At 59.2% G+C, this 24399-nt stretch carries 22 protein-coding genes; 3 read left to right on the top strand and 19 right to left on the bottom strand.

Features of this window, described 5'->3' with window-relative positions; genetic code table 11:
- Positions 1-55: 55 nt before the first annotated feature.
- The 9 genes from ACFQDI_RS19500 to ACFQDI_RS19460 all read right to left on the bottom strand — a co-directional run bounded on the left by ACFQDI_RS19500 (position 56) and on the right by ACFQDI_RS19460 (position 10879).
- The gene (locus ACFQDI_RS19500) at positions 56-2044 is read right to left on the bottom strand and encodes a M56 family metallopeptidase (RefSeq protein WP_377169965.1); all 1989 of its coding nucleotides are present in this window, start codon (positions 2042-2044) and stop codon (positions 56-58) included.
- Between the two features lie 242 nt (positions 2045-2286).
- Positions 2287-2682: a BlaI/MecI/CopY family transcriptional regulator gene (locus tag ACFQDI_RS19495; protein ID WP_377169963.1), complete on the bottom strand. Its 396-nt coding sequence runs from the start codon at positions 2680-2682 to the stop codon at positions 2287-2289.
- A 113-nt stretch (positions 2683-2795) separates the two neighbouring features.
- Positions 2796-5033, bottom strand: a complete 2238-nt coding sequence (locus ACFQDI_RS19490; RefSeq protein ID WP_377169961.1) for a KAP family P-loop NTPase fold protein — start codon at positions 5031-5033, stop codon at positions 2796-2798.
- A gap of 38 nt (positions 5034-5071) precedes the next feature.
- Positions 5072-6241 carry a class I SAM-dependent rRNA methyltransferase gene (locus ACFQDI_RS19485; protein WP_377169959.1) on the bottom strand — a complete coding sequence of 390 codons (1170 nt, stop codon included), beginning with the start codon at positions 6239-6241 and terminating at the stop codon, positions 5072-5074.
- Between the two features lie 185 nt (positions 6242-6426).
- A complete protein-coding gene (locus tag ACFQDI_RS19480; protein ID WP_377169956.1) occupies positions 6427-7425 on the bottom strand; it encodes a zinc-binding alcohol dehydrogenase family protein in 999 nt (332 codons plus the stop codon).
- A 329-nt stretch (positions 7426-7754) separates the two neighbouring features.
- Positions 7755-8117, bottom strand: coding sequence for a GxxExxY protein (locus tag ACFQDI_RS19475; protein ID WP_377169954.1), 363 nt, complete (start codon positions 8115-8117; stop codon positions 7755-7757).
- A 192-nt stretch (positions 8118-8309) separates the two neighbouring features.
- Positions 8310-9296: a L,D-transpeptidase family protein gene (locus ACFQDI_RS19470; protein WP_377169952.1), complete on the bottom strand. Its 987-nt coding sequence runs from the start codon at positions 9294-9296 to the stop codon at positions 8310-8312.
- A 10-nt stretch (positions 9297-9306) separates the two neighbouring features.
- Positions 9307-10338, bottom strand: a complete 1032-nt coding sequence (locus ACFQDI_RS19465) for a polymer-forming cytoskeletal protein (RefSeq protein ID WP_377169950.1) — start codon at positions 10336-10338, stop codon at positions 9307-9309.
- 169 nt (positions 10339-10507) lie between these two features.
- Positions 10508-10879: a bactofilin family protein gene (locus ACFQDI_RS19460; protein WP_377169948.1), complete on the bottom strand. Its 372-nt coding sequence runs from the start codon at positions 10877-10879 to the stop codon at positions 10508-10510.
- Positions 10880-11159: 280 nt separating this feature from the next.
- On the opposite strand from ACFQDI_RS19460, the gene ACFQDI_RS19455 reads away from it, so the two are divergent.
- The 3 genes from ACFQDI_RS19455 to ACFQDI_RS19445 are packed head-to-tail and all read left to right on the top strand — an operon-like array spanning position 11160 to position 14251.
- Entirely contained in the window at positions 11160-12314 is a 1155-nt protein-coding gene (locus tag ACFQDI_RS19455) for a beta-ketoacyl synthase N-terminal-like domain-containing protein (RefSeq protein WP_377169946.1), read from the top strand.
- 46 nt (positions 12315-12360) lie between these two features.
- Complete coding sequence (locus ACFQDI_RS19450) at positions 12361-13143, top strand: glycosyltransferase family 2 protein (protein WP_377169944.1); 783 nt, start codon at positions 12361-12363, stop codon at positions 13141-13143.
- Positions 13144-13147: 4 nt separating this feature from the next.
- Positions 13148-14251, top strand: a complete 1104-nt coding sequence (locus tag ACFQDI_RS19445; protein WP_377169942.1) for a glycosyltransferase family 4 protein — start codon at positions 13148-13150, stop codon at positions 14249-14251.
- A gap of 48 nt (positions 14252-14299) precedes the next feature.
- On the opposite strand, the gene ACFQDI_RS19440 is transcribed toward ACFQDI_RS19445, so the two are convergent.
- From ACFQDI_RS19440 to ACFQDI_RS19395, 10 genes are read right to left on the bottom strand one after another with little or no spacing between them, the layout of a single operon-like run.
- Positions 14300-15526, bottom strand: a complete 1227-nt coding sequence (locus ACFQDI_RS19440; RefSeq protein WP_377169940.1) for a type II secretion system F family protein — start codon at positions 15524-15526, stop codon at positions 14300-14302.
- A 42-nt stretch (positions 15527-15568) separates the two neighbouring features.
- Entirely contained in the window at positions 15569-16099 is a 531-nt protein-coding gene (locus ACFQDI_RS19435) for a type IV pilus modification PilV family protein (RefSeq protein WP_377169938.1), read from the bottom strand.
- Positions 16096-17673, bottom strand: a complete 1578-nt coding sequence (locus ACFQDI_RS19430; protein ID WP_377169936.1) for a hypothetical protein — start codon at positions 17671-17673, stop codon at positions 16096-16098. Before ACFQDI_RS19430 ends, ACFQDI_RS19435 begins: the two co-directional genes overlap by 4 nt.
- 56 nt (positions 17674-17729) lie before the next feature.
- Complete coding sequence (locus ACFQDI_RS19425; protein ID WP_377169934.1) at positions 17730-18713, bottom strand: hypothetical protein; 984 nt, start codon at positions 18711-18713, stop codon at positions 17730-17732.
- On the bottom strand, positions 18710-19615 hold the full coding sequence (locus ACFQDI_RS19420; RefSeq protein ID WP_377169932.1) for a hypothetical protein: 906 nt from the start codon (positions 19613-19615) through the stop codon (positions 18710-18712). Before ACFQDI_RS19420 ends, ACFQDI_RS19425 begins: the two co-directional genes overlap by 4 nt.
- A 3-nt stretch (positions 19616-19618) precedes the next feature.
- Positions 19619-20227, bottom strand: coding sequence for a hypothetical protein (locus ACFQDI_RS19415; RefSeq protein ID WP_377169930.1), 609 nt, complete (start codon positions 20225-20227; stop codon positions 19619-19621).
- Between the two features lie 20 nt (positions 20228-20247).
- Entirely contained in the window at positions 20248-20802 is a 555-nt protein-coding gene (locus tag ACFQDI_RS19410; protein WP_377169928.1) for a hypothetical protein, read from the bottom strand.
- Between the two features lie 12 nt (positions 20803-20814).
- Positions 20815-21684 carry a hypothetical protein gene (locus ACFQDI_RS19405; RefSeq protein WP_377169926.1) on the bottom strand — a complete coding sequence of 290 codons (870 nt, stop codon included), beginning with the start codon at positions 21682-21684 and terminating at the stop codon, positions 20815-20817.
- Complete coding sequence (locus tag ACFQDI_RS19400) at positions 21671-22735, bottom strand: type IV pilus twitching motility protein PilT (RefSeq protein ID WP_377169924.1); 1065 nt, start codon at positions 22733-22735, stop codon at positions 21671-21673. The genes ACFQDI_RS19405 and ACFQDI_RS19400 overlap by 14 nt, the downstream gene beginning before the upstream one ends.
- Before the next feature lie 6 nt (positions 22736-22741).
- The gene (locus ACFQDI_RS19395; RefSeq protein ID WP_377169921.1) at positions 22742-24241 is read right to left on the bottom strand and encodes a choice-of-anchor K domain-containing protein; all 1500 of its coding nucleotides are present in this window, start codon (positions 24239-24241) and stop codon (positions 22742-22744) included.
- Between the last annotated feature and the right edge of the window lie 158 nt (positions 24242-24399).

Here is a 24399-nt window from a genome sequence, read left to right as displayed (position 1 = left end):
CCGCAGCCCCCGCGATCACCCATCACTCCGCGCATTACCATCTCTCCCGCCCCCCTCATTTCTCCTTCACCGTCACCGCATCCTCCGCCTCCAGCGCCTTGCCTCCGTCCTTTTCCAGGTCGATCATCACCCCCTGATTCCCCCGGCGAAGTTCCGCCCACTTCCCATCCGCGCGCTCACTCAGCCCCTGCGCTTGCTCCAGCAAATCCCGCACCGTCATGCCTTTTTTAAATAGATAACGCCCCTGCCGTTTCACCGGCCCAAAGACAGACACCGCAGGCTCCGGCTTGCTGCGTTCCATCGCAGCCTTCTCGGCCGCATCCACCACGCTCGCCTCGATGATGAAAAACACCAGGTCCTTCGTCTTCGGCATCCGGCTCGTCAGCGGCGTCGCATCCGGCCCTCCCAGCCCGCCAAACACCACGCTCTGCCCCGGCTTCATCACAAAGCTCGCCGTCGTCTTCATCGTGTGAAAAATCGGCTGCTGGATCTTGTTCTCAGACACCACCTTGTCCCCCTGCGTGATCGGCTTGCCGTACTCCAGGTACCCCTCAAAGCTCGTCGCCTCCGGCGTCGCTTCCAGCGCGATGTTCCCATCCTCCAGCAGCGTGGGCGTCACATCCATCCGCACCCCCACCGGTTTCATCTGAAAGACCGTCGGCGTCGTCGGGATCAGCGGCTTGCCCTCCGTCGCCGGCCTCGGCGGGTCAAACTCCGTCGGATAGATGAACTCCCGCATCACCTCCACCGTCGCCCTCGCACCGCTCTTCGTCGTCACGGAGGGCGTGCTCATCAGCTCCACCCCCTTCTGCTGGCTCACCTTGCGCAGCAGCTCCTGTGTCTGCTCCATCGTGCGGATCCCCAGGTTCTGCATCCCTTCGTTGCTCCCGTCCAGCGTCAGCCCCGCCTCCGCCAGCACCGGCGAATCCTTCGGGATGCTCACAAACCGGCTCCTCACCAGGATCTGCTTCGGCACCTCAGGCTCCGCCTTCCGGCACGCCGTCAGCCCCGCCAGCACAAACGCCCCCGCCATCGCCGGCAGCATCAGCACCAGCTTCTGCATCAAAGAATACCCGCCGCGCCCTCTGCCTGCCTGCACCAGACTCGCCAGCCGCCCACGCAGCGCCCTCGCGTTGGCAGACACAGACATCGCCAGCGCCAGCGGCAGCCACGGCCGCCCCGTGCACCCCAGTCCCGCCACCGCCTCCAGCAGTTCCTTCGCAAAATCATCCGCATTCCCGCCGCTGCGCTCCAGCGCCACATCATCGCACGCCTGCTCCCGCGCACGTCCGCACGCCCGCAGCACCGCCCACACCAGCGGGTGCGGCCACAGCAGCAGCGCACACACCGTCGTCAGCAGCGTGACCAGCACATCCCCCCGCGCGATGTGCGCCAGCTCATGCCGCAGCACCAGCCGCAGCCGCTTCTCCTCCCACCCCGCCGCCTCCACCGGCAGCAGCACCGTTTTCTGGGAAATCCCCCACGTCATCGGCACCGCACACGCAGCACTCATCCGCAGGCACGCCACCGGCAGCTCCAGGTTCAAAGCCCCCGCCTCCTCCGCAAAACAGCGCCGCATGCCAGCATCTACCACCATGTGGGATTCCCTCCTCAGCCGCCGCAGCGCCCAGGCCGATCCCCCCAGCACCACCGCGCCAGCCGCCACGCCCCCCAGCCACAGCACCGCCCACAGCGGCGATACTGCCACCTCATCCAGCACGCTCGCCTTCAGCGTCACGGTTGCCGCCAGCCTCGGCGCAAACGGATCCCGCCCTTCCGCGATCTCCTTCTTCGCCACCTCCTCCGCAGTCATCGCCTCACGCCCCGCCTCCCAAGAAATCCGCCACACCGGCGCGATAAAGCTGCACCCCATCACCACCGGGATCAGCATCAGTGCAGACGCCAGAATGAAATGCCGCTTCGCCGCCGCCATCCCCCGCACACACACCACCACCCCTCCCGCCAGCGCCAGCAGTGCCGTCATTTGCAGCCCCACATCCAGCAGCCAGCCAGGAGTGAAAGAAAGAAGAGTTTCCAAGTTCATAATCTGCGTGCGTGTGCGTTGTTGATGAAATCACTGAAAAAATTCAAACACCAAAGAACCTCGAATCTGAAGGCTCGGCTCTGCGGTCTTCCAATCTCTGCGGTGCCATAGGTTCGGTGCTCATGAGATGCCTGCGCTCCAGTTGGGAAGTTGAGAAAAAATCGACACACCGCAGAGATTGAAAACACGCAGAGATTTTGATTTCAGAGCCTCTGCGTTTTTCCAATCTCTGCGGTGTAAAATCAGGTCTTCTTGCCGCCGTTACCCGTCTTCGCCTGCTCAAGGAACCCCCTCAGCTCCATCACCTCCTCCTCGCTCAGCTTCGTCCCCGGCGCGCTCAGGTACGCCGACAGAGCCTGCGTCAGCGATCCCCCAAAAAACGTCCCGATCACCCGGCTCAGCGTGCTCTGCCCCACCTCCTCCCGCGAATGCACCGGCTGGTAGATGAACTCCCGCCCCTCCTGCCGGTGTTTGAGCTGTCCTTTCCCCTCCAGGATCGTCAGGATCGACCTCAGCGCCGCCCGCGTCGGCGCCTTCTCCATCCCCTCAAGAATTTGCGACAGCGTCGCCTCCCCCTGCGCAAACACCAGGTCCATCACCTCCCGCTCACGGCGGCTTAATTGGGTAATTTTCTTCATAGGTTGAAATTTCAACCCATCTTGGCCCAAGAGTCAATACCAAAGATTGGATTTTCAACCTTTGGATAAACTCTCCAAACAAGATTCACTGGAAGAATGCGGCTCCAAGTAGTCTAAAAATCCCAATCTTGATCAAAACCATCCGATTCCGGCTTTCCCTCTGAGCGACGTCTAAGAGCGGCATCAAACGCGTTTACTGCTATTCGTTCTCTTTCTGTTAGTTTTTCCAAATCTACATGCTCGAGCTGGCATTTCAGGGCATCAACTTCAACGAATTGTTCGATATTACTAAGTTTAATAAAATATCGGATAGTGACTTTTGATCCGTGAGAATGAATTTCAAGAAGTAGTACGCTTAGTAGCCAAAGCGCTCCTTTGCTGGATTGTGATTTTTGTTTGATCCAAGACTTTGCCTTCGATGTGTCCCAATCCTTCCAACATTGAAGCAGTAAGTTCGCTTGGGGGTGCGTTATTATTTGATCACTTGCTGCAGCCAGTGAGATTTTCTGAGCACAGATATCACGCAAAGTGCCGCAGTCACTCTCGCTGATTAAATATTCTTGACCCTGCTCGACATTTTTTTGTCGGCGTGTTTGCAGCAAAGTCACAAATGTAGGCAAAAGTGATCCTGTGGATTTTTTGAAAGCGCTGACCAAAATCCTGAGGCGCTCCTGCTCATTTTTTTCGCGGCGAAGGCCGCAATGAATGAGTCTCGCCGCCATCATCTTCGCTTCCGTCTCAAACATGCTGGTGCTTCTAGGTGGGAATAAATCACTTAGATCAGACAGCGCACGGGTCAGCGGTTCCATGTTCTCCAAAGGGATATCTTCTTTGCAGGCATCCAAATGCTCAAAGGCAAGATTAAGTAATCCTCTCGCATGCAATGCAGTAATTCGTTTCGAGAATTTTGCATGATCTCCCGATTCATCTATTAATTGGTCCAACTCAGTTTGGGCAAACTCACCCTCGCCAACTGCGAGAGTGAAATATCTATCAAACATATTTGGGTGACATGCTCTCGCCTCCCGCAGCCATTTCTGCGAATCTTCGCTGCTTACTCCGTCATTACCAGAATAGGTGCTGCTAGTTGATGGAAAAATGGATAGAATTATGCGTCGAAGTGAGTTTACATGGTTTTGTGAACTTAGTTTAATTAGTTCATTGATGGACGTTTCAATGTCGTCTTGTTTAATCTCCCCAAAAAGCGACTTTCCGGTGTCTCGTGTTAAGATTGTTTTTAGCGCGGCAAGTTTTTCAAAAACATTTGGTTCGAAGACTCTCAGTGTTTCGAGTGCAATAAGGTCGATAGGGTTTACTTCGAAATGATCACGATGTTGAAATTGGCGCACATGAAAATCGAACGAGGATAAGAAACGGTATATATGTCTAAGGTTGCGAAAAAAACCCTGTAGTGCATCAAGGTAAATTCGGGACCATCTGTCGGTGTTCCAGCGCCTAAGGACTCCTGGTCTGGCCAAAATTTCATCGAGTCCTTCAAAGAGAACTTTTTGAATTGATGCTCTAGAAGCCTTTGGAATGTGGTAACCAACCTGAATGATCTTTTCAAGGAATTCAACTCCACGACCGTCCGATACAGAGTCTAATGCTGTTGCAACAATATTCCTCTCGAACAGCATCAGGTATATAACTTTTGGGAAGTCTGCGTTAACTTTGACGAGCTGAAATATGTCGAGTATTTCACGGGTTGTCAGGCGGTCGATATCATCGATTACGACAAGCAAAGGACGCTTCATATTTCGCAATGATGCATCCAGTGACTTCTTCAATTCGAATAGGGATGAATCGTCCGCATTTTCGCGCTCATCCAATGTGTCTGCGCCAGCCTTTGTTACATCAGATGCATGGCTTAGCGCTTCGGCGGCGGCTGCCGACGCAACGGCTGCCTCAGGCTGCCCGAGAGCTATAAAAAGAGGGCTAAACATTCGTCCCACAACGCTTCCAAAAGAGAGTCGTTTAGAATATCTTGTGAGACGCTTTCTCACTTCGGCCGTTTCTTGTTCGCTCGAAACTGCCTTAGACGCTAATTTGATTTTGAGTTCATTGAGAAAAAACTCTGTGGTGCCGCCTGAACCTGATAGTTGCCACGGATTGAACTCCAGAATCGGTATTTTGCTCCGCCGCTTTTTCAGTGATGCGAGAACAAGATTTTTTAATGATGTTTTTCCAACTCCCCAATCGCCGTAGAGACCAATAACCAAAGAACTATCACCGCCCCAAGCAGCAATGTCATTTGCTAAACGTGTCGCAAACGAGCTTCGACCGAGTTTGTCTTCAGGTAATTTGGAAATCGGTTTGTCCGATGAATATCGAGGCTGCTTTTTTTGACTCATGGCGAAGCCCTGCTGAAGTCACTCAATCATACCACACATCACCAGCTCGCCACCACCTCATACGCATACCCTCTCAAATACTCCGTCTCCGGAATCGTCGCCAGAATCGGATGATCCGGCCGCTGCGTGTACGTCGTCACCCGCCTCAGCGTCTTCTTCGCGTCCACCGCCGCGTCCGTGATGCTGCTGTGAAATTCTTGGGCACTTACGTGGTGGGAGCAGGTGAAGGTGGCAAAGATCCCGCCCGGCTCCAGCATCTTCATCGCCCGCAGGTGGATCTCCTTGTAGCCCCGCAGCGCATCCCGCACCGAGCTCTTCGTCTTCGTGAACGACGGCGGATCCAGGATGATCAGATCATACTTCGCCCCCGCCGCCTCGCTCCGCTTCAGGAAATCAAAGCAGTTCTCCGCGATGCACTCGATCTTCGCACCCGCGATCGCCGCATTCTTCTTCGCCACCTCCGTCGCCGGTTCGCTGATGTCCACCGCCGTCACCTCGCTCGCACCCGCCAGCGCACAGGCCTGGGCAAACCCGCCCTGATTCGAAAAGCAGTCCAGCACCCGACGCCCCTTCGCCAGCCGCGACACCTGCTGGTAGTTGTCCAGTTGGTCCAGATACAGCCCTGTCTTCTGCCCCTCGATGAGGTCCGCATGAAATGCGCTGCCCTGATACCGCACCACAAACGGTTCCGGCGACTCCCCGCTAATGACACCCTTGATCAGTTCCATCCCCTCCGCCTTGCGCACCGCCACCTCATTGCGCTCCACGATGCCGCGCGGCTTCAGCACATCATTCAGCGCCTGCACGATCAGTTCCTTGCGCTGATCCATCGCCAGCGTCAGCGTCTGCAGCACCAGAAAGTCCCCGTAGCGATCCACGATCACCCCCGGCAGCCCGTCAGACTCGCTCCACACCATGCGGCACAGATTCAGGTCCACCCCCGACTCCTCGCGCACCTTCACCGCCCGCTGAATCCGCCGCGTGAAAAAGTCCAGGTCCAGGTCCTGCCGCCGGTACGAAAACAACCGCGCCGAAATCTGCGACTGCGGATTATAGATCGCACTCCCCAGCGGCTTCCCCCTCACATCCTGCAGATGCACCACATCCCCCGGCTTCGGATCCCCAAACCGCTTCTGAATCTCCGTCGCATAAACCCAAAGGTGACCGTGAAAAAGACGCGCGCGTGGCTGAACAGTAAGAGTAGGCATGGTTGGAGGGAAGGGAAGTTGGATTGATAAACAGGGCCGGACGAATGGTAGAGAGCTTGGAGCAAATGACGAATGAGTAAATCCGAATGACTAAATAAGCCCGAATGCCAAATGACGAACCAAGACATTCGATGGCGCACCCTTCGACATTCGAGCCTCGTCATTATTTCGACATTCGGATTTACTCATTCGTCATTCCGGAGTGAAACGACGGCCTTAATCACCCTCGCCTCCGGCTTCAGCCACTCCTCCATCTTCCCCGGCAGTTCCGCAAACACACACCGGTGGCTGATCCACGGCCTTGTATCAATCACCCCTTCCTGAATCATCCCCAGAATCCTCGGGAAATCCGCCGCCACCGCATTCCGGCTCGCCAGAAGCGTCAGCTCCCTCCGGTGAAACAGCGGATCATCAATCGCCACCGGCTCCTTCGTGATCCCCACATACACGATCCTCCCGGTAAACCGCGCGTACCTCAGCGCCCCCGCCATCGACCCCGCATGCCCCGTCGCATCAAACACCACCTGAAACGCCCCCTCATCCGCCAGCCCCTCCACCACCCGCACACCCGCGTAGTTCGTCATCACAAACTCCCGCCGCGCCGCATTCAGCTCCAGCACGGTGATCGCCGCGCCCGCCGCCCGTGCAAACTCCAGCACCGTCAGCCCGATCGGCCCCGCGCCAATGATCAGCACCTCATCACCCGCCGCCACCTGCGCCCGGTTCACCGCATGGCAGCCGATCGCCAGCGTCTCCACCAGCGCCAGTTGCTCAAAGCCCAGCGCGTTGCACGCATGCAGCTTGTGCGCCGGCAGCACCATCCGCTCCCGCATCCCGCCATCGCAATGCACCCCCAGCACCTGCAGCGTCTCGCAGCAGTTCGTGCAGCCACGCTTGCACGCATGACACGTCCCGCAGTTCAGATACGGCTCCACCGAGCACCGATCTCCCACCTTCAAGTGCGTCACCCCATCGCCCACCGCCAGCACCTCCACCCCCAGCTCATGTCCCAGGATGCGCGGAAACTCAATGAACGGCATCTTCCCCAGATACCCGCTGAAATCCGTCCCACAGATCCCAATCGCCCTTATCCCCACCAGCGCCTCTCCCGCCCCCGGCTCCGCAGCCTCCGGCAGAGTCGTCCATTCAAAAGTCCTGGCAGCAGTGAGAGTCAGTGAGTTCATGCAATCGTAGCACAGGCGTCCCGCCTGCAGTTCATCGGACCATAGACATCCGGCTCGTCCGGTCCACGTCAGAATTTCGCCCATGGCACCGCAGCAGCCGGAATTTGGCACTCCGGATCAAAGCATTGAGCCGTCACCATCAGCCTCCGGCATCCGTGTTAATTCGTGTAATCCGTGGTTGGAAATGCTGGTTCAAAGAATGTGGAACCACGGATTTCACGAGCAGCACGGATCAAAGCAAAAGTTTGCTCCCCATTATCCGTGTTAATCCGTGTGATCCGTGTGATCCGTGGTCCAAAACTCAGATAAACGAGAGATTCATGCTTCAATCAGGAGATGACACGCTTCCAGCGAAGGTCAGCGTATTTGAAGTTGATGAGTAGAGCAAGTCGAAAGCCTGTGATGGCAAGGTAACCCATCATCTGGGCGACGTGAGTGTCGTTGAAGTCGGTAACGACCTTTGGATCAACTGCGATGAGACCGTCCACTAGCAGGTCAGGAACGAGAGTGTCCACCCACTGGTCATCATAGAACACATCAAACCGTCGCTGCTGTTCAATGTGGTGGCCTCGTTTCTTCAGCTCGATGACCATCGCGTTTTCATAGGCTTTTTCGTTCAGGCCCGGTTTCAAGGTGTTCAGCACCTGCATCGCCGCTCCAATGATCGACTCCGACTGGGATCGGTAAAGCATCTTGTCGGTTTTCATGTGATAGGAAGGAATAACGTAAAGGATGTTGAACCACGGATTTCACGAGCAGCACGGATAAATGCAAGGGGTTGCTCTCTGTGATCCGTGTCAGTTCGTGTAATCCGTGGTCAAAGATTCTGGAGGAATGGGCCACGAATGGCACATGCCTGCATCACTATTCCACCTCCAGGCACCTCATTTCGCCCGGTATCTTCCACCCTCCACTGAGATTTTCGGCACCCTCCGCTCCTTCTCAAAAACCTCATACGCAGGCACCAGCTCCCGCCAGAAATCAAGGTGTGTCGGGTCTGCGCTCTGCACCCGCTCCGCCGTCATTCGAAACGGAAAGCTGTGCACCGCCACGCTCCCGCCGTCCTTCACCGCCGCCTCCACGATGAGGTAGATCTCCTCGATTACCGCGTCCGTCATCGCAAAGCATCCCACGCTGCACACATCCCCGTGCACCATGATCAGGTTCCCCGTCCGCTTGTGCGCCAGGTCGTAGTCGTTCGGGTACCCAATGTTGAATGCCAGATGGTATTTGCTGGCAGGATTCAGCATCTTCGCCGTCACGTTGTAAAAACCCTCCGGCGCCTGCATGTCGCCCTCCCGCGTCTTCGGCCCCAGCGTTCCTGAAAAGCACGCGATGGGGTATTTCCGGAACAGCGTCCATTCCTTCGGCCCGTTTTGCAGCCACAGCTCCAGCTCCCGGCTATCCTTGAAAAGGCGGAGGTACGCAGGCAGCCCCAGCTTGCACTGCTTCGCCGCCAGCTCCTCGCGCAGCTTCGGCAGCAGCCGTGCACGCGCATCCTTCAGCCTCTCCTCTGCCGCCATGCTCCGCCACGCCGCCGGCTCTGGCGGTGCAGGGTAGGGCAGGGAGAATGGGGGTGGCTCAGGCGGCATCTCAGGCACGTGCACAGACGGGCGGGAGTCTGGAGGAGTCGGCGCTGGAGGCATGGCAGTGATGGTGGGAAGGGGAGCAGGGGCGGGCACGGGCGCAGGCGTAGAGACCTTGGAAGAGGCTTCCTGCTCTTGGGAAGCAGGCTTCGGCTCATGCGGCATTTCATGCACAGGCACAGAACCCGTCAGCTCCTGGAAGGCGATTCTCACCGCTCGGGCGCACAAGGCCAGCACCACACCGGCAAAGATGGCCGCCGCGAAATTCAGCGCGCGCATCTTCATGGCACAGGCCTCAGACGACAGACGCGGGAGCCAGCGAAGGCGGCGGCTGCTTGCCACGCACGATGTTCATCGCACCGTTAAGCTCACCGCCCGGTTCGATGGACACCGACCGCGCCGTCACATCGCCATTCACAGAGCCAATGCTCGTAATGAGCACCGGACCCGTGCTGTAAATCGTTCCCGTCACCCGCGCCTGGATCTCCACCTCCGTGGCATGCACCGCATTCATGAAGGCCACATCCGCCCCTTTCTCCACCACAAAGCGCTGGCAGCGGATTTCACCGATGATGCTTCCCGTCGTGCGGAAGGACGCATCCCCGCTGCAGGTCACATTCGCCTCAATGATGCCATGGCAGTCCAGATCACGGCACTGCACACTGCTGGCTGAAAGACGACCGCGTTTGCGGATCAGCACATTCCCGCGCGTCTTGATCGGCTGGGTGGAGGTCATGTTGATCTCCACATCCTCCAGCGAAATATACGCGCCGCAGGTCGGGCAGTTGGCAGACTTGGCCGAGCGTCCCGTTTTAAATTTGTGCCCGCAGTCAAAGCACTCCGCGTCCTTGAAATACTGGTTCCGGTACATGCCCTGCTCCTTCATCTTTTGCAGAGAGGTCGCCGTCTGCGGGGCAGGGGACGGCGTCGGGGGCGGGGAGTTGGACTGCGGTCTGCGTATGCTGGCAGCAGCCGTTTCCGTAGAAACGGGCTCCTCAGCAGGCGCGTGGGGCGGGGGAAGCGCGGCGGCAGAGGGCGCATCCTTCACCGGTTCGGGAGCCGTGGCAGGTGCCACAGGCGCTGCCTCAGGTATAGGTGCCGCCTCGGGCGCAGGCAGGTTTTTGCTCTGCAAAAAGGCACCGAAACCATCAGCCGCAGACGGCGCAGGCTCAGGAGCGCGGGCCGGGGGAGGGGCAGACTGCGGTTTGGCGGGCTCGGCAGCCTTCGCCGTTGGCGCAGGTGCCGCAGCACTGGGCTCCGCCCAGTCGCTGTTCATCCCCATGCCAGAGCGTGTCACGTTGGAGGCCACCACACGGCGTTTCTCCACAGTCAGATGAACTCCACATTTTTTACAAAAGGTGGAAACAACGAGGCGCGGCTCATACTGAGCCGCGCCACAGGAAGGGCACACCACTTCGATTTGATTCTTCGGTGGTGTGGGAAGGATGCTGCTGGTCTTCGTGCCGAAGATCCGCCTGAACACTCAGGTAAAGGAGTTAAGGTTGTGGTTGTGGCTTGATTCCACCAAAGGCAGGCTTGGAATCTGCCTTTTTGCCGACTTGGGACTGGCCCATGAAGGTGGCGCCTTCTTCGATGGCAAGCGTGCCGGCGGAGATGTCACCTACGAGGATGGCATTGCTCTTCAGCTCGCAGCGCTCGGCAACGGTGATGTTGCCTTCGACTTTGCCGAAAATGATGACGGAGCGGGTTCTCACCTCGCCCTTGATCAGCGCGTTTTCACCCACGGTCAGGCTGCCGTCGGAAACCACTTCGCCTTCGATCTTGCCGTCGATGATCAGGTCGTGGGAAAATTTGATGGAACCTTTGATTTCGACGTCGTTGGCAAGAACGTTTTTGCTGGTGGTCATGACGGGAGCTGAGTGTGTGCGTTGGGGTTGTGCAGCGGGAGCGGATGTGGCGGAGAGAATGGGTGCGCGCTCGACTGCGGGAGCCGGTGCGGGAATCTCGGAGCGTCTGTCTTCCTTTTGCCCTTCGGATTGTCCTATGATTTGCCTTAACATGAGGAATAAAATATAGCTGGCTATTAAGTTGAGTGTCAATCTTTGGCTTGCTTATTTTTTGTCAGTTTGATGTGATGGAATTGCGGAGATGGGTTGCGCGGGGTGGGTTTTGGGGCTGTATCGTGTCATGATGGAAAATGTGTTCATCACAGCCGTGGAGTCGGCCTGTGTTCTTGGTATGCGGACGGAGGAATGCCTGGGCGCGCTGCGTGAGCGCCGCGGCGCTCTGGCCCTGCCCGGATGCACGCCCGTGCCGGGCTTTGAGTCACTCCCCATGGGGGCTCTGCCTTCACGCGGACTGCTGAAGGGCCGCCGCCACGGCGCAGCAAGCAATGCAGCGCTTCACGTAGCCGCTGCAGCCGTGGAGCGCGCTCGCTGGAGCCCGGAGGAAATCCGTTCCTGCTGGCTCTACGGGGCCAGCAGCCGTGGCAACGCGGGTGAAATAGTGGGGGTGAATGCATGGCGCAGACCTCTTCGCAAGTTCAGTGCCAGCAATACCATGCACTGTGAAATACCCGCTGCAGTCAGCATAGGGCTGGGCATCAAAGGCCCCTGGCAGATGGTCTCCAACGGCTGCTCCTCCGGTCTGGATGCCCTCGGCATGGCCTGGATGGCGGTCGCCTCCGGGGTGGCTCCGCGTGCACTCGTGGTCGCCGTGGACCTGCCGCTCATCCCCGCACTGCTCCAGGACTTCAGGGACACCGGCCTTCTTTCCACCAACGGTGTCAACGATCCCTTCTCCCTCCAAACCAGCGGCTTTTTCCCCGCCGAAGCCGCCGTGGCCCTCACCTTGGAACGCGATGCCACAGGCCGCCCCAAACTCTGCCGCCTGGACCATTATAGCGCCAACAGCGACGCCTACGACACCCTCATGATCCCCGAGGACGGCGGCGGCATCGAAGACTGCGTGCGCACGGCTCTCCTCTCCGCTGCCCCCACCCAAGTCGTCGCCCTCTGTCCTCACGCCACCGGCACCCTCAATCACGCCCGTGTCGAGCCCCCGGCCCTGCTGCGCGCCTTGGACGGCCGCAAGGTGCCCCTCCTCCCCCTCAAGCCGCAAACCGGCCACACCCTCGGCGCCAGCGGCCTGCTGGATGTGGCCCTCCTGGCCGCCTGCATGGCTCAGCACTGGCTGCCGGCCTCGCTGCCCGGCCTCACCCCACCCGCCTGCGGCCTCCCTTTGCTGGACGCACCGCTATCGCTCACCCCCGGAGACCGCGTCATTAAACTCGCCTCCGGCATGGGCGGCCACAACGCGGCAGTTTCCCTGCGCGTCGTTTGATTCCGTGCTTGGCACCGGCGGCGGATTCGCGAAAGTCGCCCACCACATGACCCGCCTGCCGCTCTCGATTTCCATCATCTCTCTCAACGAGGAGGCCAACCTGCGCCGCTGCCTGGCCAGCCTCGGAGATCTGGCCCAGGAAATCGTCATCGTTGACTCCGGGTCCACCGATCGCACCGCCGAAATCGCCGCCGAGTTTGATGCAAAGTTTGTGCATCAGGACTGGCTCGGCTACACCGCCCAAAAAAACCACTGCCTCTCCCTCTGCACCCAGCCATGGGTTCTGGCGCTCGACTGTGATGAAGAACTGACCCCCGAATTGCGGAATTCGATACAAAACTTCTTCACCAATGGCGACGAAAAGCGCTTTGACGGCGCCTGGATGTCACGCCTCGTCTGGTTCATGGGCCGCTGGATTCACCACGGCGACTGGTATCCTGACCGCAAAATACGCCTCTTTCGTCGCGAGAAAAGTCAATGGGCCGCAGATGGTGGCGGGCAGGTGCATGAACGGCTGGACGTGGCAGGCCCGTGCACCACGCTGCAGGGCGACCTGCTTCATTATTCCTTCAGGAACATCCAGCACTACCTGGTCAAGCACGTGCAGTACTCGGGTGTTTTTTTGCAGACCCAGGAAAGCAAAGGAAAGAAATGGTCGCTGCTGCACACTCTCTTCCGCCCGTGGTGGCGTTTCACCCGCGCCTACATCCTGAAACGCGGCTTCCTCGACGGCTTCCCCGGCCTCTGGATCGCCGCCGCCACGGCCTTTTTCACGTTCGATCGTTACAGCCGGATGTATGAAAGCGCAGTGGAGGGCGGGAAAAGGTAAACGGATGAAGCTTGCCCTGATCCATCCTCAGATCATCCGCGGCTCCGGCGTGGAGAACTACCTCATCGAGTTCGCCAAACACCTCGCCACCGCCGGACATGATCTGACTTACATCACCTCGCTGACCACTGCACAGATCGGCGCCGCATTGCCAGGCCGCTGGGAGCTGCAGCCACGCCTGCGCGGCTCCGCCGTCTTGCGCATGTGGCATTTCAACCGCCTCGCCCCGCGCGCGGCCTTGCAGGCCGGTGCAGATCTTAGCATCGGCTTTGGCCGCACCTGCGTACAGGACATCCACCGCAACGGCACCGGCTGCCACCGCATCTATGGCAACCTGCTGCCGCTCTGGCAGCGCTACAGCCTGAAGCATCTGTATGAGCTGCATCTGGAGCGCCGCCTCTATGCGGGCCGGGAAACGCCGAAATTTGTCTCCAGCTCCGCCCGCGTGGCTGCGCAGCTTCAGGGAGTTTATGGCGCCGACGGTGAGCGCTTTCGCATGCTTACGCCACCTGTGGAAACCCAGCTCTTCCAGCCGGCGGAAAATCGCGCCAACACGCGTGAAATCTACTGCCGCAAGCTGCAGACTGATGCCGCAAAGCCCGTGCTGATCTTTGTCTCGCTCAGCCATCGCCGCCGGGGGCTTGAGCCGCTGCTGGAGGCGATGAAGCAGATTGACGCCACGCTTTGGATTGTGGGCAAAAGTCCCGGCGCTGCGCTGAAAGAAAAGGTCAGGCGCCTGGGCATAGGCTCGCGGATACGCATTGTTCCGGTGACAAGCAATCTTGTGGAGCTCTACCAGTCTGCAGACTGGTTTGTGCATCCTACGCAATACGATGCCTTTTCCAACACCGTGCTGCAAAGCATGGCCTGCGGGCTGCCAGGTCTGGTTTCAGTGATGGACGGTGCTGTGGATCACGTCCGAAACGGGGAAAACGGATTCATGCTCTACCATCCGCAGCAGCCCCGGGAGCTGGCGGCACGCATTCAGGAGGCGCTGGCGTTTGATGCTCCGGCCTGGCGAAAGCTTTCCTCTGCAGCACGGGAGACGGTGCTGCAACTGACGTGGGAGCGCCACATGCAGGAGTGGAGCGAGCTTCTGGAGGAGTGAGCGGTTCAGTGCCCCGTCTGAGGACGGAGCACTGATGCTAGAGCCCGGTTATTTCTTCTTCAGGATGACGTCTCCGAGGCTGAACATGGGGCCGTAGATGGCGTAGATGAGGAAACCGACCATGACACCGAGGATAAGCATGGTGAGAGGCTCGATCATTTTGTCCAGGGTGGCGGCAAGGTTGTCGAGATCCTCCTCGTAGTCGTCGGCGATTTCGGAGAGCATTTCGGTGCCGGAGCCAGTTTCGGAAGCAAGTTCAATGAGGCCGCACAAGTTACGGGCATCAGGGCCAAGCCAGTGAGATTCCATGAGGAAGGCTTCATGCAGCGTTCGGCCGACGGCGATGTGCTCGCGCAGGCGGATGAACAGCTCCTTGTAATGGTAGTGCCAGCTTGCCTGTGAGGTGATGTCCAGCGCGCTGCTGAGGCGGACGTTGGACTCCGTGAGCATGGCCAGGGTGCGGAATCCGGTGGCTGCGGCAGATTTGCGCACGAGAACGCCAACGGCGGGAATTTTGAGGAAGAGATCCTGCATGGGGCGCAGGGAGCTGATCTTGCCCCAGTTTGAAAAGAAGATGTACAGGCCGATGAAGGGGAGGATGGCAAGATAAGGGCGGTGAAGGAAAAGATCGGAAAGGCCGATAAGCACCTTGGTGCCGAGAGGAAGCTCAGTCTTGAAGGAGGTGAAAAGCTTGGCCATGGCGGGCACAAGCGTGAAGCTCATGACGATGACGACGCCGACGCCGAGGACGATAACGACGGCGGGGTAGATGAGGCCGCCCTTGAGCTTCTTGATGACTTTGGATGATTTTTTCTGCGAGACGGCGATTCGTTTGCAGACTTTGGCGAGCTGGCCGGCCTCCTCACCCGCAAGGATGAGGGAGAGCATGTCATCGGGGAAGAGCTTGGGGAATTTTGCAATGGCATCGCTGAATTTGTCACCCACGGAGATGGCGTGGACGACTTCGGCGATCATGCCTTTGTAGGTGGCGGATTTGACGCGGTTGGTCTGAAGCAGCAGTGATTTGGTGAGGGAGATGTTGCGCTCCAAGCAGCGGCCAAGCCCAGCGAAGAAGGCGGCGCTGTCATCGGTGTTGGGCTTCGGGCTGGTGAGGCGGTGAAGCTTTTCGTCAACGCCGGTGATGGTCTGCACCGTAGTGGTCTCATTCTGTGCCACGCCAGCGCCGATCAGCGCTTTTTCGTCGGTGTCCGTGTCCACGAGAGATTCGGTGGACTTGCCGGAGTGAACGTTGGTGATTTTGACTTTTTTAAGCATGGTGCTGCAGGCTGAAGGATTTCGGCTGTGCGAATGCGCAGGTCATGGCGGCGGTGTGCGGAGGTCTGTGACAAGACGCGGGCGGTAGGCTGTGAGCGTGAAGGATGCTCCTGCGGCTTTTGCTGAGGGATTCTGGGATATGTTCACGATAGCCGTGCAAAGCGAGGTCTCCATGACGACGCCATTGACCGTGGTGAGGCCGTTTTCGACAATGACGGGATTGTTGAACATGGCCTGCTGGAGCAGGGGATTCTGCGCCATGGATGGCATGAGCGCGGTGATCTGAACGGTGGAAAGACCGAGCTGCCAGAGACGCACGGTGTTTTCCTGGTAATTGCGCGTGATGGCAACACGGCTGGCGAGCTCCTCCTGCAGCATGAGTGTTGAGGAAAGGCTGACCAAGGCGGTGGTGCCGATGGAAATGATGGAGGCGGCGGCCAGGACCTCGATGAGTGTGTAGCCGTTGCGCGTCCTGCGGGGTGCGGTGGTCTTTTGCGATGGTCTGGCAAACCACTGCAAACAACGGCCAACCGCCGTCAGCATGGGCAAGCGATGAAGCCGAGTGTTCTTCATGGTGGTGCGACAGGGAGGAAATAGGATTCAAGCCAGGCATCACGCGGCAGAAAGGTGGAGAAAGCCGGGCCGCCATTGACGGAGGCGGGAACGGAGGGGTCGCTGTCGCTGGTGAAAACAAGGCGGCTGGGGTTGACTCCTCCGGCGGCGCGACGTTTGACCGTCCAGTTGGTCATGACACCGCCGATCCAGCGCACGCTCTGGGTCAGAGTGGCGGGCATGTTGAACATGATGCTCTGGTATTCGTTGACCAGGACGCAGCGCCAGCGGAATTCGCTGCCGCTGATGGGGTTGTTGACCCATGAAAATTCGACGGGGCGGCCGTTGTCATCCTGAAACGCGAGGACGTGGCGGCGGTTGTTTTCGCGCTCAAAGCGGATGTCCCTGACCCAGCGGCCTTTGGAGCCGTTGGGCATGATGGTGATGATGACCGGCTTGAGTGCGGCGGCGTTGGCAAAGGCGGTGGCATTGCTCTGCCCGACGAAGATGATCTGATCCACGACGCCATAGATGCGCATGTTTTTGAGATACTGGCTGTCGAGCTTGATGAAGAGGACCTTCAGCTTGGTGTCATAGCCCGAAGGCCAGCCGGGCGGGGTGTAGGTGGGGGTGGCCTGTTCGGCGATCCAGTAGGCTTCGGTGGCGGAGTTGAAGACGCTTCCCACATCGATGGTGATGGTTTGAGTGCGGCCGGCCGCGGCTTCCCGGTCTTGGAAATGCCAGAGGGAATTGTCAGGGTTGTCGTTGTTGCGAACGACATCGAGGTATCCGAGATAGTTGCTGGAGCCGCTGCTGTCGATGGGGCCGGTGGTGCTGGGTACCACTGGCATGTTGGACGGAGCAAGAGCCTTGCCATTCATGTCGGTGCCATAAACGGGGTAAGGAATGGACGGGGGCTCGACAGTGGAGTGTGACTGGATGTAAAGTGATTTGGTGAGGAACGGCAGCTGGAGCGGGCTGGGCGTGGTGCGTACAAACAAAGATGGCGGGTGATGGAGGACGGTGCGCCCTTGCACGGTCCAGTTTGCGTTGTGGCCGGCACCGCCTGAGCCTGCGTTGGCGTAAATGTCCAGCTCTGTGGTGACATTGTCCGGTTTGCGGTAGATGCAGAAGACGTCACCATTGAGAACAGGCGGCATGGACTTGAGGAACTGCCATGCGTTGTAATCATCAATGTTGCCTGCGGCGGCCGCTGACGGGCGGGTCAGCTGCTCGATGCTGATGTAAGTGGCTCCGGGGCGAAGTCCCGTATGGTTGTAGGGGAAAACGGTGCTCATGCCTCCGGCGGTGCTGCTGGAGGTGTAAACATTGAGGTTGTCCCAACCTTTGAAGGTGTTGAGTCCTCCAATGCCATTGCCGAGGATGGTGTTCTGGCCGGCAGGCTGGGAGTTGTTGGGGTCAAAAGCCTTGCTGGTGATGCTTTGCCAGGCAAGGAGCCGGGAGCTTTCGATGCCGATGCGGCGTTTGCAGACGTCTTCCAAATAACTGACCTGCGATGCCCGCGTGCTCATGAGTGTGACCCAGGAGGTGACAAAGATGCCGCCGACGATCATGAGCATGAGCGCGGCTGCCATTAGGGCGCCGCGTGTGCTGCGATGATGTTGCCGGGAAATTCGCATGGGCAAGGGGGTCAGAGGGCAGGGAACATCGGAACGGTAAACATGAAGGAGGAGCGACCGGCCATCTGGTTGTAGGCCTGCCGCGGGTCGGTGGATGAAAGGGTGTTTGCCACCGGGCCGAGATGACGTGCGGCGGGATCTGGCCACCAGATGAAGTAGAAGGGGCGCTCGTAGGCACGCTTGAAGCGGTCGATTGTGGCGGGGGTCTCACGCAATGCGAGGCGGGAGGCGCGCTCTATCGTGACAAACAGCGGCGCGAAGCCATCCGTGGACCACTGTGAGGAGTTGGTGGCATTTGGGACGGAGGGAGGGAAAAAGACGTCATAACCTCCCATGTAGCTCAGTGTGGAAGGGGTGAGGCTGGTGGTGGCGTCCGTATAGCGTTTGACAGAGGCATGAAAGCCATTGGGCTCTGTGGCGCCTGTGAAACGGATGACGTCGATGTCGTAGATGGAGGTGACCTTGAGATAGCCGGCGTATTTGCTGTAGCCGAGGATGAAAATGCTGGCGTTCTGAGGAACCAGGGTCCCGTCATTGAGGGGATTGCGATAATCGCGATAGAGAGAGGCCGGGACGCTTGCGCGGGCGATGATGTGTGCGCGGAACTTCTGCGGGGTGTCGAGTTCGTCGTCCTTGGTGGGGTCGTAGGCGATGACGGAGGGTCTCCAGGTGTTGATGCCGTCGCGGGGCAGGCAGTAAACGGCGGTGGCACTGAGGGTGTCCGTCAAAAATTGTTCGCGGAGCTCTTCTGCCAAGGAAAGGGAGCCGTACTGAGGAGCCATGCCGACATCGACAGTGCTGCTGGTGGTGCCATAAAAGTTTTGCGAACGCGTGGCTCCGAGTGGCACGGCAACCATGGATGAGACACTGGGCTGGCTGCGAACGAGGGTGCCGTAGGAGACGACGGCCCCGCCAAGAATGACCGCTGAAAGCGAGAGCACCAGCAGGAGTTCCACGGAGGTGAAACCTCCTTTCTGATGGAAGCGGCGGATCATTTGGGGGCGGGCGTAGGATTGCCAAACAGCATGCGCACGACGGACTCAACCGCAGGTGAAGGGGGCGGCTGGGGCTGGGCTGGTGTGGGGGCGGTCGGTGAGGGTGGGGGCTGCGGCCTGGCTGGCGTGGCGGCCAGATCCCGTGCAGTAGATGGCGCAGAGGCTGGGGGCTCGACCAGACGGGGGGGCGAGAAGGGGACTGGATCATCCGCGACGACCAGTGCGCGTGGCGGGACTGGTTCAGCGCTGAGCATGGGGCCCGGAGCTGAGGGGGCTGTGGCAGGTGATGTGGCCGGCGGGGCGCTTTGCTGAGCGACCGGCTGATTGGCAGCAGGATCGCGCAAGGAGAGCTCCATCTTTGCATTGGCTCCCTTGCTTTCTTTGGCTTCCTCCTCGGTTTGCCCGAACATCTGGTAACGCACCTGCGGGGCGATGTTGATCGGGATGGTCATGATCTTGGGCGGGAGTCCGGTGAGGCGCTTTTCCTGCCAGGCGAGCTCGATGTAGAGAGGGGTGATGTTTTTGACCTTCAACTCGACGAGCTGGTCTGGAAGCACGGGGGGGACTGAGCGCCCTGTCTCCAAGATGATGTCTCCGAGCAATACACGCATGCGGCCGTCTGCCATGCGTTTGGTGCCGACCACCGGCAGCTTGAGGAGCTTGTCGCGCACGCGGTTTTCCTCCGTGTCTCCTGTGGCCTGGCGGCTGAGCGCCTCGTTTTCGGATTCAAAGGGGTTGTGCTCTTCAGGCTTCACGTTTTCCGGGGTCTTCTCCTCCGGGAGCACGAGCTGATATTGAACGCGCTTGTCGCCATCCTCTCCAGCGGCTTCCTGGGCATGACCGTGGAAAGCCGTCAAGGTGAGCAGCAGGCCCGGCAGCAGCAATCTGTAAGCTAAGTTCATGGGCTAGGATTTGGTGGCTTTTGGCTTGGGCTTGGGCGTGGCCGCGGCCTTTTTCTTGTCCGCATCTGCGGCGGCAAGATCAAAAATCGGCGTTTCAAATGAGACTTCCATCTTGAGCTGGGTGCCGGTGCTGCCGCCGGTGATCTGCACGACTTTCATGCGCGCGGTGGGCAGGCGGCGCTCGATGTCGCCAAGCCAGTTGAGAACTTTGGCAAACTCCTCCTCGATGGTGAGGGTGGTGATGACGGACTTGGGAATGAGCTTGTTGCCCGCGGACTGCTTTGACTCTGTCTTGCGCGAGCGCACCAGGTTGATGCCGCGCTCGCGCAGGCTGAGCTCGATGTTCTGCTCTGCCTCCTGCTGGGTCTGAACATGCTCGATGGCAGGCAGCCAGGACCGGAGGAAACGCCGCAGGTCCTCGGTGTTTGCCTTGAAGACGGCGGTTTCAATTTCAGCGGTGGAGCGCTCGTTTTCGGCGGTGACTGCGGCGGTTTCAGCATCCTCCGCCTCCGCACGTGTGGTGGCCACGGTTTTATGGATGATCTGCGCAGTGTAGGTCATCACGCCGATGACCATCAGCAGGATGACGCAGGCTAGTTGCTTGGGATTCATGCGGGGCGTTAGGAGCAGGGTTAGTCCGCCTGGCGGACGAGTGTGGAATGGTATTCGACGACATCGCCATTTTTGGTCTGCTGCGGCGAGTAGGAGCGGTAGAGCAGCTGGCCGAGCGCGGCCTCGATGGCGGCAAGCTCTGTGGAGACCTTGGAGCCGTTCAGATGGATGGTGAGGGCGATGTTGGCGGGCACCTGCTCACTGCGCTCCAAGGCGACCTGAGTGATGCGGGTGTCTGTCTGAACGGCGCGAGCGATCTTGACGGCGATGGGCTGGATGTTGCGGGCGCCTTCCATCCACTGGGCCACTTTTTCGGCCTTGGTGGCCTCGGATTCCAAATCGGCCTTTTCGCTTTTGAAAGAGTCGCGCTGGGATTCGCTGACTGCTTTGCGCTCTTCGGCCTCGACCTTCTGCCTCAAGGCCTTTTTGTAGTTGAAGTAGTCCATGGTCATCACGTAAGCGCTGCCGACGAGGGCCACGTAAAAGATGACGGGGATGGAGCGGAAGGTGGATGGGAGGCGCCGGGAGGTGTCTGTACGCGGCGTCTTGAAGTCATGGCAGAGGTATTCGTTCATACAAATGATGGCTTAGTGTTCCCCGATGATGGTCCAGAGCAGGTCGTCCTGGGTGAGATCCGCAGCGCCGACCTTTTCGAGGTGAAGCATGAGTTCGGTGCGGAACTTGCTGTCATGACCGTCTCCGACAAAGTAAACAGGACTGCCCTGGGGGACCTTGGCCAGCAAGGGGCTGATGATCTGGAGGGCGGTCTCCACGGCCTCAGGGCCCAGGCCGCTGCGGCAGCGGATGTCGCGCCACTGGCCTTCCTGCTGCACCAGGACTGCGAGCGAGCCCTCGCAGGCGGCGATGAGGACGAAGTCGGAGGGGGTTCCGCCAGAGCTTGCGCGAAAGATGCTGAGGATGGCGTGCTCCAGCATGGCAAACAATCCGCAGCATACCCGGCCGGGCCTGAGCTGGACTGTCTTGAGGACGTCCTCGGTCACTTTCACCAGCGACTCCTCGACTGCGAGCAGGAGGCTGGCGGTGGTCTCCGGATGGTGACAGATGGCGTAGCGCTTGCCGCGGTCATACTTGGGGCCGAGCACGGCGCGAGGATTGGTGCGCAGGAGGCTGACGCAGTTGTCCCCGCGCATGAGGTTGTTTTCGAGGCTGATGATGAAGCGGTGGTTGACCGAGACGGAGCACCAGCCGCCTTCGGTCATGCCGCGCCATTCCTCACCTTTCAGGGGGGCGGTGTCGGCGAGCTCCCCCTCCTGCGCCCCGCTTTCTTCAAAACGGCCGCGTTTGTTGACGGAGCGCCAGCTGACCGCGCTGCGGCTGACGTTGAGGAGAAGAGACTTGCGCGTTTCATAGCGCTTTCCCCAGGGGACTGCAGAGTCGTCGGGGTCGGCTTTGAAGGCTGCGAAGCTCAGGACAGATTTGATTTCATCCAACAGCATAAATGGAGGTCAGTTGTTCTTTTGAAAGGAAGTCGTACACCTCGTGTTCGGTGTAGCCGGTTTTGCGTGCGGTGGAGGGCTTCCAGCCGTCGGCCATACGCATGTTCAGGCAGCGCTCAAAGCTGACCATGCCACGGGTAAAGCCAGCCTCGAGCTCCTGGTCCAGGTTCTTGAACTCGCCGCGGCGGATCATGCCGCAGACGGAGTCATAGGGCAGGAGCAGTTCGTGAATGGGGAAGCGTTTGCCGCGGTTTTCGTCAAACAGCAGGCGCTGGCAGAGAATCCCGCGGATGGAGTCTGCGAAGGAGAGCATGGCGTTTTCCATGCGGTCGCTGGGGATGAGCTTGAGATAGCGCTGCACCGTCTGGGCTGCGGAGGAGGTGTGCAGGGTGGCGACGACGACGTGGCCGGTTTCGGCGGCCTGCAGGGCGATCTCTGCGGTCTCGCCGTCACGAATTTCTCCCACGAGGATCACGTCGGGTGCCTGACGGAGGGCGGCGCGCAGAGACTTGTTGAAGTCGAGTTCGTCGGTGCCGATCTCGCGCTGGGAGACCAGCGAGGGAATGCCGGAGGGATAGACGAATTCGATGGGGTCCTCAAAGGTGAGCACGTGTTCCTGGCGGCGTTTGGCGCGCTCCAGAATCATGGAGGCGATGGTCGTGGACTTACCGGAGCCCGTGGCGCCGCAGACGAGAAACAGGCCGTTTTTAGCCTCGAGGAAGGCCTTGATGGCGGGCGGTGGCACCATGAGTTTGCTGATGTCGGGAATGCTCTCCGGAAGCAGACGGAGCACCCAGCGGGGGCGGCCACGAGTGACCATGCGGTTGACACGGTAGCGGCGGGAGCCGAGCTGAAGCGCGTAGTCCACACAGCCGGGGGTGAACTCCAGCGGGCGCTCCGGCTGGTAGATGAAGGAGTCGTAAAACAGCTTGCCGTTGCGCTTGTAGGTCAGAGCCTCCCAGGGGGTGACATAAAAGTCGCTGACTCCCGAGTCCTTCGAGAGGTGAAGCATCCGATACCCGAGCTGACTGCGTTCATGAATGTCTTCCATGGTGTGTTAGAAATTGCTGGTGAAGCGGGCGCGGAGCTCCACGTTTGCCGTGGCTCCTTCATAGACGAGGAGGTTGTTGCCCTGGACGACGCTGCCCGAGGGGTCCTTTGACACCCACTGGAGCTCCAGCCGGTACTGCACTCCGTCGATGGTGATGATGAAGTCGGTGGTGGGATTGAGGAGCTGGACGATGTCTGCGCTTGCGAGGCGGTCGCTGGTGTTGCTGGTGCTGACGAGGCCGAGATTGATGTAGGTGGTGGCGCTGATGGAGGGCTGAGTCAGATTGAGATTCACCGTGAGGGTGACGCCTGTGGCTTCGCTGTTGTAGAAGGTGGTGCCGTTGACGATGACCATAGATCCGAAGTCGAACCACGTGTTTGGGGTGATGCCGCCGAAACTGGCGGGGGTGAAGCTCATTGAATTTTCAATCCCGGCATCGAGGTAGGTGCCGTTGCCGAGATCGAGCTTGGTGTTGCCGGATTTGAAGGTGGAGGTGGTGCCGCTGTTTTGAATGCTGGTGACCAGATTGGAACCACCCAGGGCATTGCCCCAGCTGCCTTCGGCCGAGCCGCTGAAACCGCTGGTGAGCCGGTAATAGGTCTGGGTGTTGGTGTAGCTGGTGGTGTATTCTGCGGGCCGGGTGCTTTCATTGCGCGCCTGCAGGCTCATGGCGGGCATCAATGGGATGCTGGTGCCGGTGTATTCCTGCCAGGCACCGCCATTGATGCTGTACATCAGGGTGGAGACATCTGATGGAGCGCCGCCATTGCTGATGGTGACAGACGTGGGGAAACTGGTGAACGGGTAGGTGCCGCCGAGAGGTGAAATGAGCGGGATGGGGAGGAGAGCCAAGGTGGGCTGGGCGGGGGCGCCGCCGCCACCACCACTGCCGCCGCCGCTACCACCGCCGGAGTCTGTCGGAGGATTGGAGGAGGGGCCTGCCTCTTCGGAGGGATCAAAGGGCATGCCTGGCTTGGTGGGCGAGAAGGGCTGCGGATCGAGATAGTCGGCAGAGGGATTTGAAACCGAGGCGCCCCAGACCCAGCCGCTGCTGCTGGAATTGAATGAAACAACGGATTTGGTCCGTTTTTCGGTGCCGAAGTCGGAACTGGCCAGAGAGTCATCAAGATAAAACTCGGCTGCGGCACTGCCTCCTGCCTTGCTGAGGAAGAAGCGTTGCTTGGTGCGGTCCCAGAAAGCGCGCGGGTTGTTGGAATTGTCCGGCTTGGACGTCATCTGGGCACGCAGACGGATGTCCACCAGTCTGCCGGAAGCGATTCCCACGTGCTGCTGCCATTCAGACTGGGGACGCGTGCGCTTCATTTTATCGAGCACCGACTGTGGGGTGGTGAGACCTGCAAGGCTGCCGCCGTCTGCGATGTAGAGAGCCACCATCTGATTCAGTGTGGCGACGTCTGACTGAAGCTTGGAAACCCGGGCGGAGTCTGAATCATCCGTGATGAGCGCGGCGCCGACGCCAGCGATGACTCCAATGATGGAGATCATGATGACCAGCTCGAGCAATGAAAAACCCGCACGACAGCAAGTGCTGTGTGCAGGTGAACGCAAAGTTGTGACTCTGGCGTCTATCATTGGTGAGGTACTAAATAGTTAAAAAGGCCTAAATTCAAGGAAAAGATATGGAAAATATAATAGATATGATT

Source organism: Prosthecobacter fluviatilis, from assembly GCF_042655725.1.
GTDB lineage: Bacteria > Verrucomicrobiota > Verrucomicrobiia > Verrucomicrobiales > Verrucomicrobiaceae > Prosthecobacter > Prosthecobacter fluviatilis.
This window is presented reverse-complemented; position numbering and strand designations above follow the sequence as displayed.

What these genes read in the sequence shown, in the direction of transcription:
- ACFQDI_RS19430 (WP_377169936.1), bottom strand. Translation starts at nt 17,673, where the DNA reads ATGGCAGCCGCGCTCATGCTCATGATCGTCGGCGGCATCTTTGTCACC.
- ACFQDI_RS19500 (WP_377169965.1), bottom strand. Translation starts at nt 2,044, where the DNA reads ATGAACTTGGAAACTCTTCTTTCTTTCACTCCTGGCTGGCTGCTGGAT.
- ACFQDI_RS19435 (WP_377169938.1), bottom strand. Translation starts at nt 16,099, where the DNA reads ATGAAGAACACTCGGCTTCATCGCTTGCCCATGCTGACGGCGGTTGGC.
- ACFQDI_RS19440 (WP_377169940.1), bottom strand. Translation starts at nt 15,526, where the DNA reads ATGCTTAAAAAAGTCAAAATCACCAACGTTCACTCCGGCAAGTCCACC.
- ACFQDI_RS19420 (WP_377169932.1), bottom strand. Translation starts at nt 19,615, where the DNA reads ATGAACTTAGCTTACAGATTGCTGCTGCCGGGCCTGCTGCTCACCTTG.
- ACFQDI_RS19470 (WP_377169952.1), bottom strand. Translation starts at nt 9,296, where the DNA reads ATGAAGATGCGCGCGCTGAATTTCGCGGCGGCCATCTTTGCCGGTGTG.
- ACFQDI_RS19400 (WP_377169924.1), bottom strand. Translation starts at nt 22,735, where the DNA reads ATGGAAGACATTCATGAACGCAGTCAGCTCGGGTATCGGATGCTTCAC.
- ACFQDI_RS19495 (WP_377169963.1), bottom strand. Translation starts at nt 2,682, where the DNA reads ATGAAGAAAATTACCCAATTAAGCCGCCGTGAGCGGGAGGTGATGGAC.
- ACFQDI_RS19490 (WP_377169961.1), bottom strand. Translation starts at nt 5,033, where the DNA reads ATGAGTCAAAAAAAGCAGCCTCGATATTCATCGGACAAACCGATTTCC.
- ACFQDI_RS19460 (WP_377169948.1), bottom strand. Translation starts at nt 10,879, where the DNA reads ATGACCACCAGCAAAAACGTTCTTGCCAACGACGTCGAAATCAAAGGT.
- ACFQDI_RS19425 (WP_377169934.1), bottom strand. Translation starts at nt 18,713, where the DNA reads ATGATCCGCCGCTTCCATCAGAAAGGAGGTTTCACCTCCGTGGAACTC.
- ACFQDI_RS19450 (WP_377169944.1), top strand. Translation starts at nt 12,361, where the DNA reads ATGACCCGCCTGCCGCTCTCGATTTCCATCATCTCTCTCAACGAGGAG.
- ACFQDI_RS19455 (WP_377169946.1), top strand. Translation starts at nt 11,160, where the DNA reads ATGATGGAAAATGTGTTCATCACAGCCGTGGAGTCGGCCTGTGTTCTT.
- ACFQDI_RS19445 (WP_377169942.1), top strand. Translation starts at nt 13,148, where the DNA reads ATGAAGCTTGCCCTGATCCATCCTCAGATCATCCGCGGCTCCGGCGTG.
- ACFQDI_RS19485 (WP_377169959.1), bottom strand. Translation starts at nt 6,241, where the DNA reads ATGCCTACTCTTACTGTTCAGCCACGCGCGCGTCTTTTTCACGGTCAC.
- ACFQDI_RS19405 (WP_377169926.1), bottom strand. Translation starts at nt 21,684, where the DNA reads ATGCTGTTGGATGAAATCAAATCTGTCCTGAGCTTCGCAGCCTTCAAA.
- ACFQDI_RS19480 (WP_377169956.1), bottom strand. Translation starts at nt 7,425, where the DNA reads ATGAACTCACTGACTCTCACTGCTGCCAGGACTTTTGAATGGACGACT.
- ACFQDI_RS19410 (WP_377169928.1), bottom strand. Translation starts at nt 20,802, where the DNA reads ATGAACGAATACCTCTGCCATGACTTCAAGACGCCGCGTACAGACACC.
- ACFQDI_RS19475 (WP_377169954.1), bottom strand. Translation starts at nt 8,117, where the DNA reads ATGCTTTACCGATCCCAGTCGGAGTCGATCATTGGAGCGGCGATGCAG.
- ACFQDI_RS19395 (WP_377169921.1), bottom strand. Translation starts at nt 24,241, where the DNA reads ATGATCTCCATCATTGGAGTCATCGCTGGCGTCGGCGCCGCGCTCATC.
- ACFQDI_RS19415 (WP_377169930.1), bottom strand. Translation starts at nt 20,227, where the DNA reads ATGAATCCCAAGCAACTAGCCTGCGTCATCCTGCTGATGGTCATCGGC.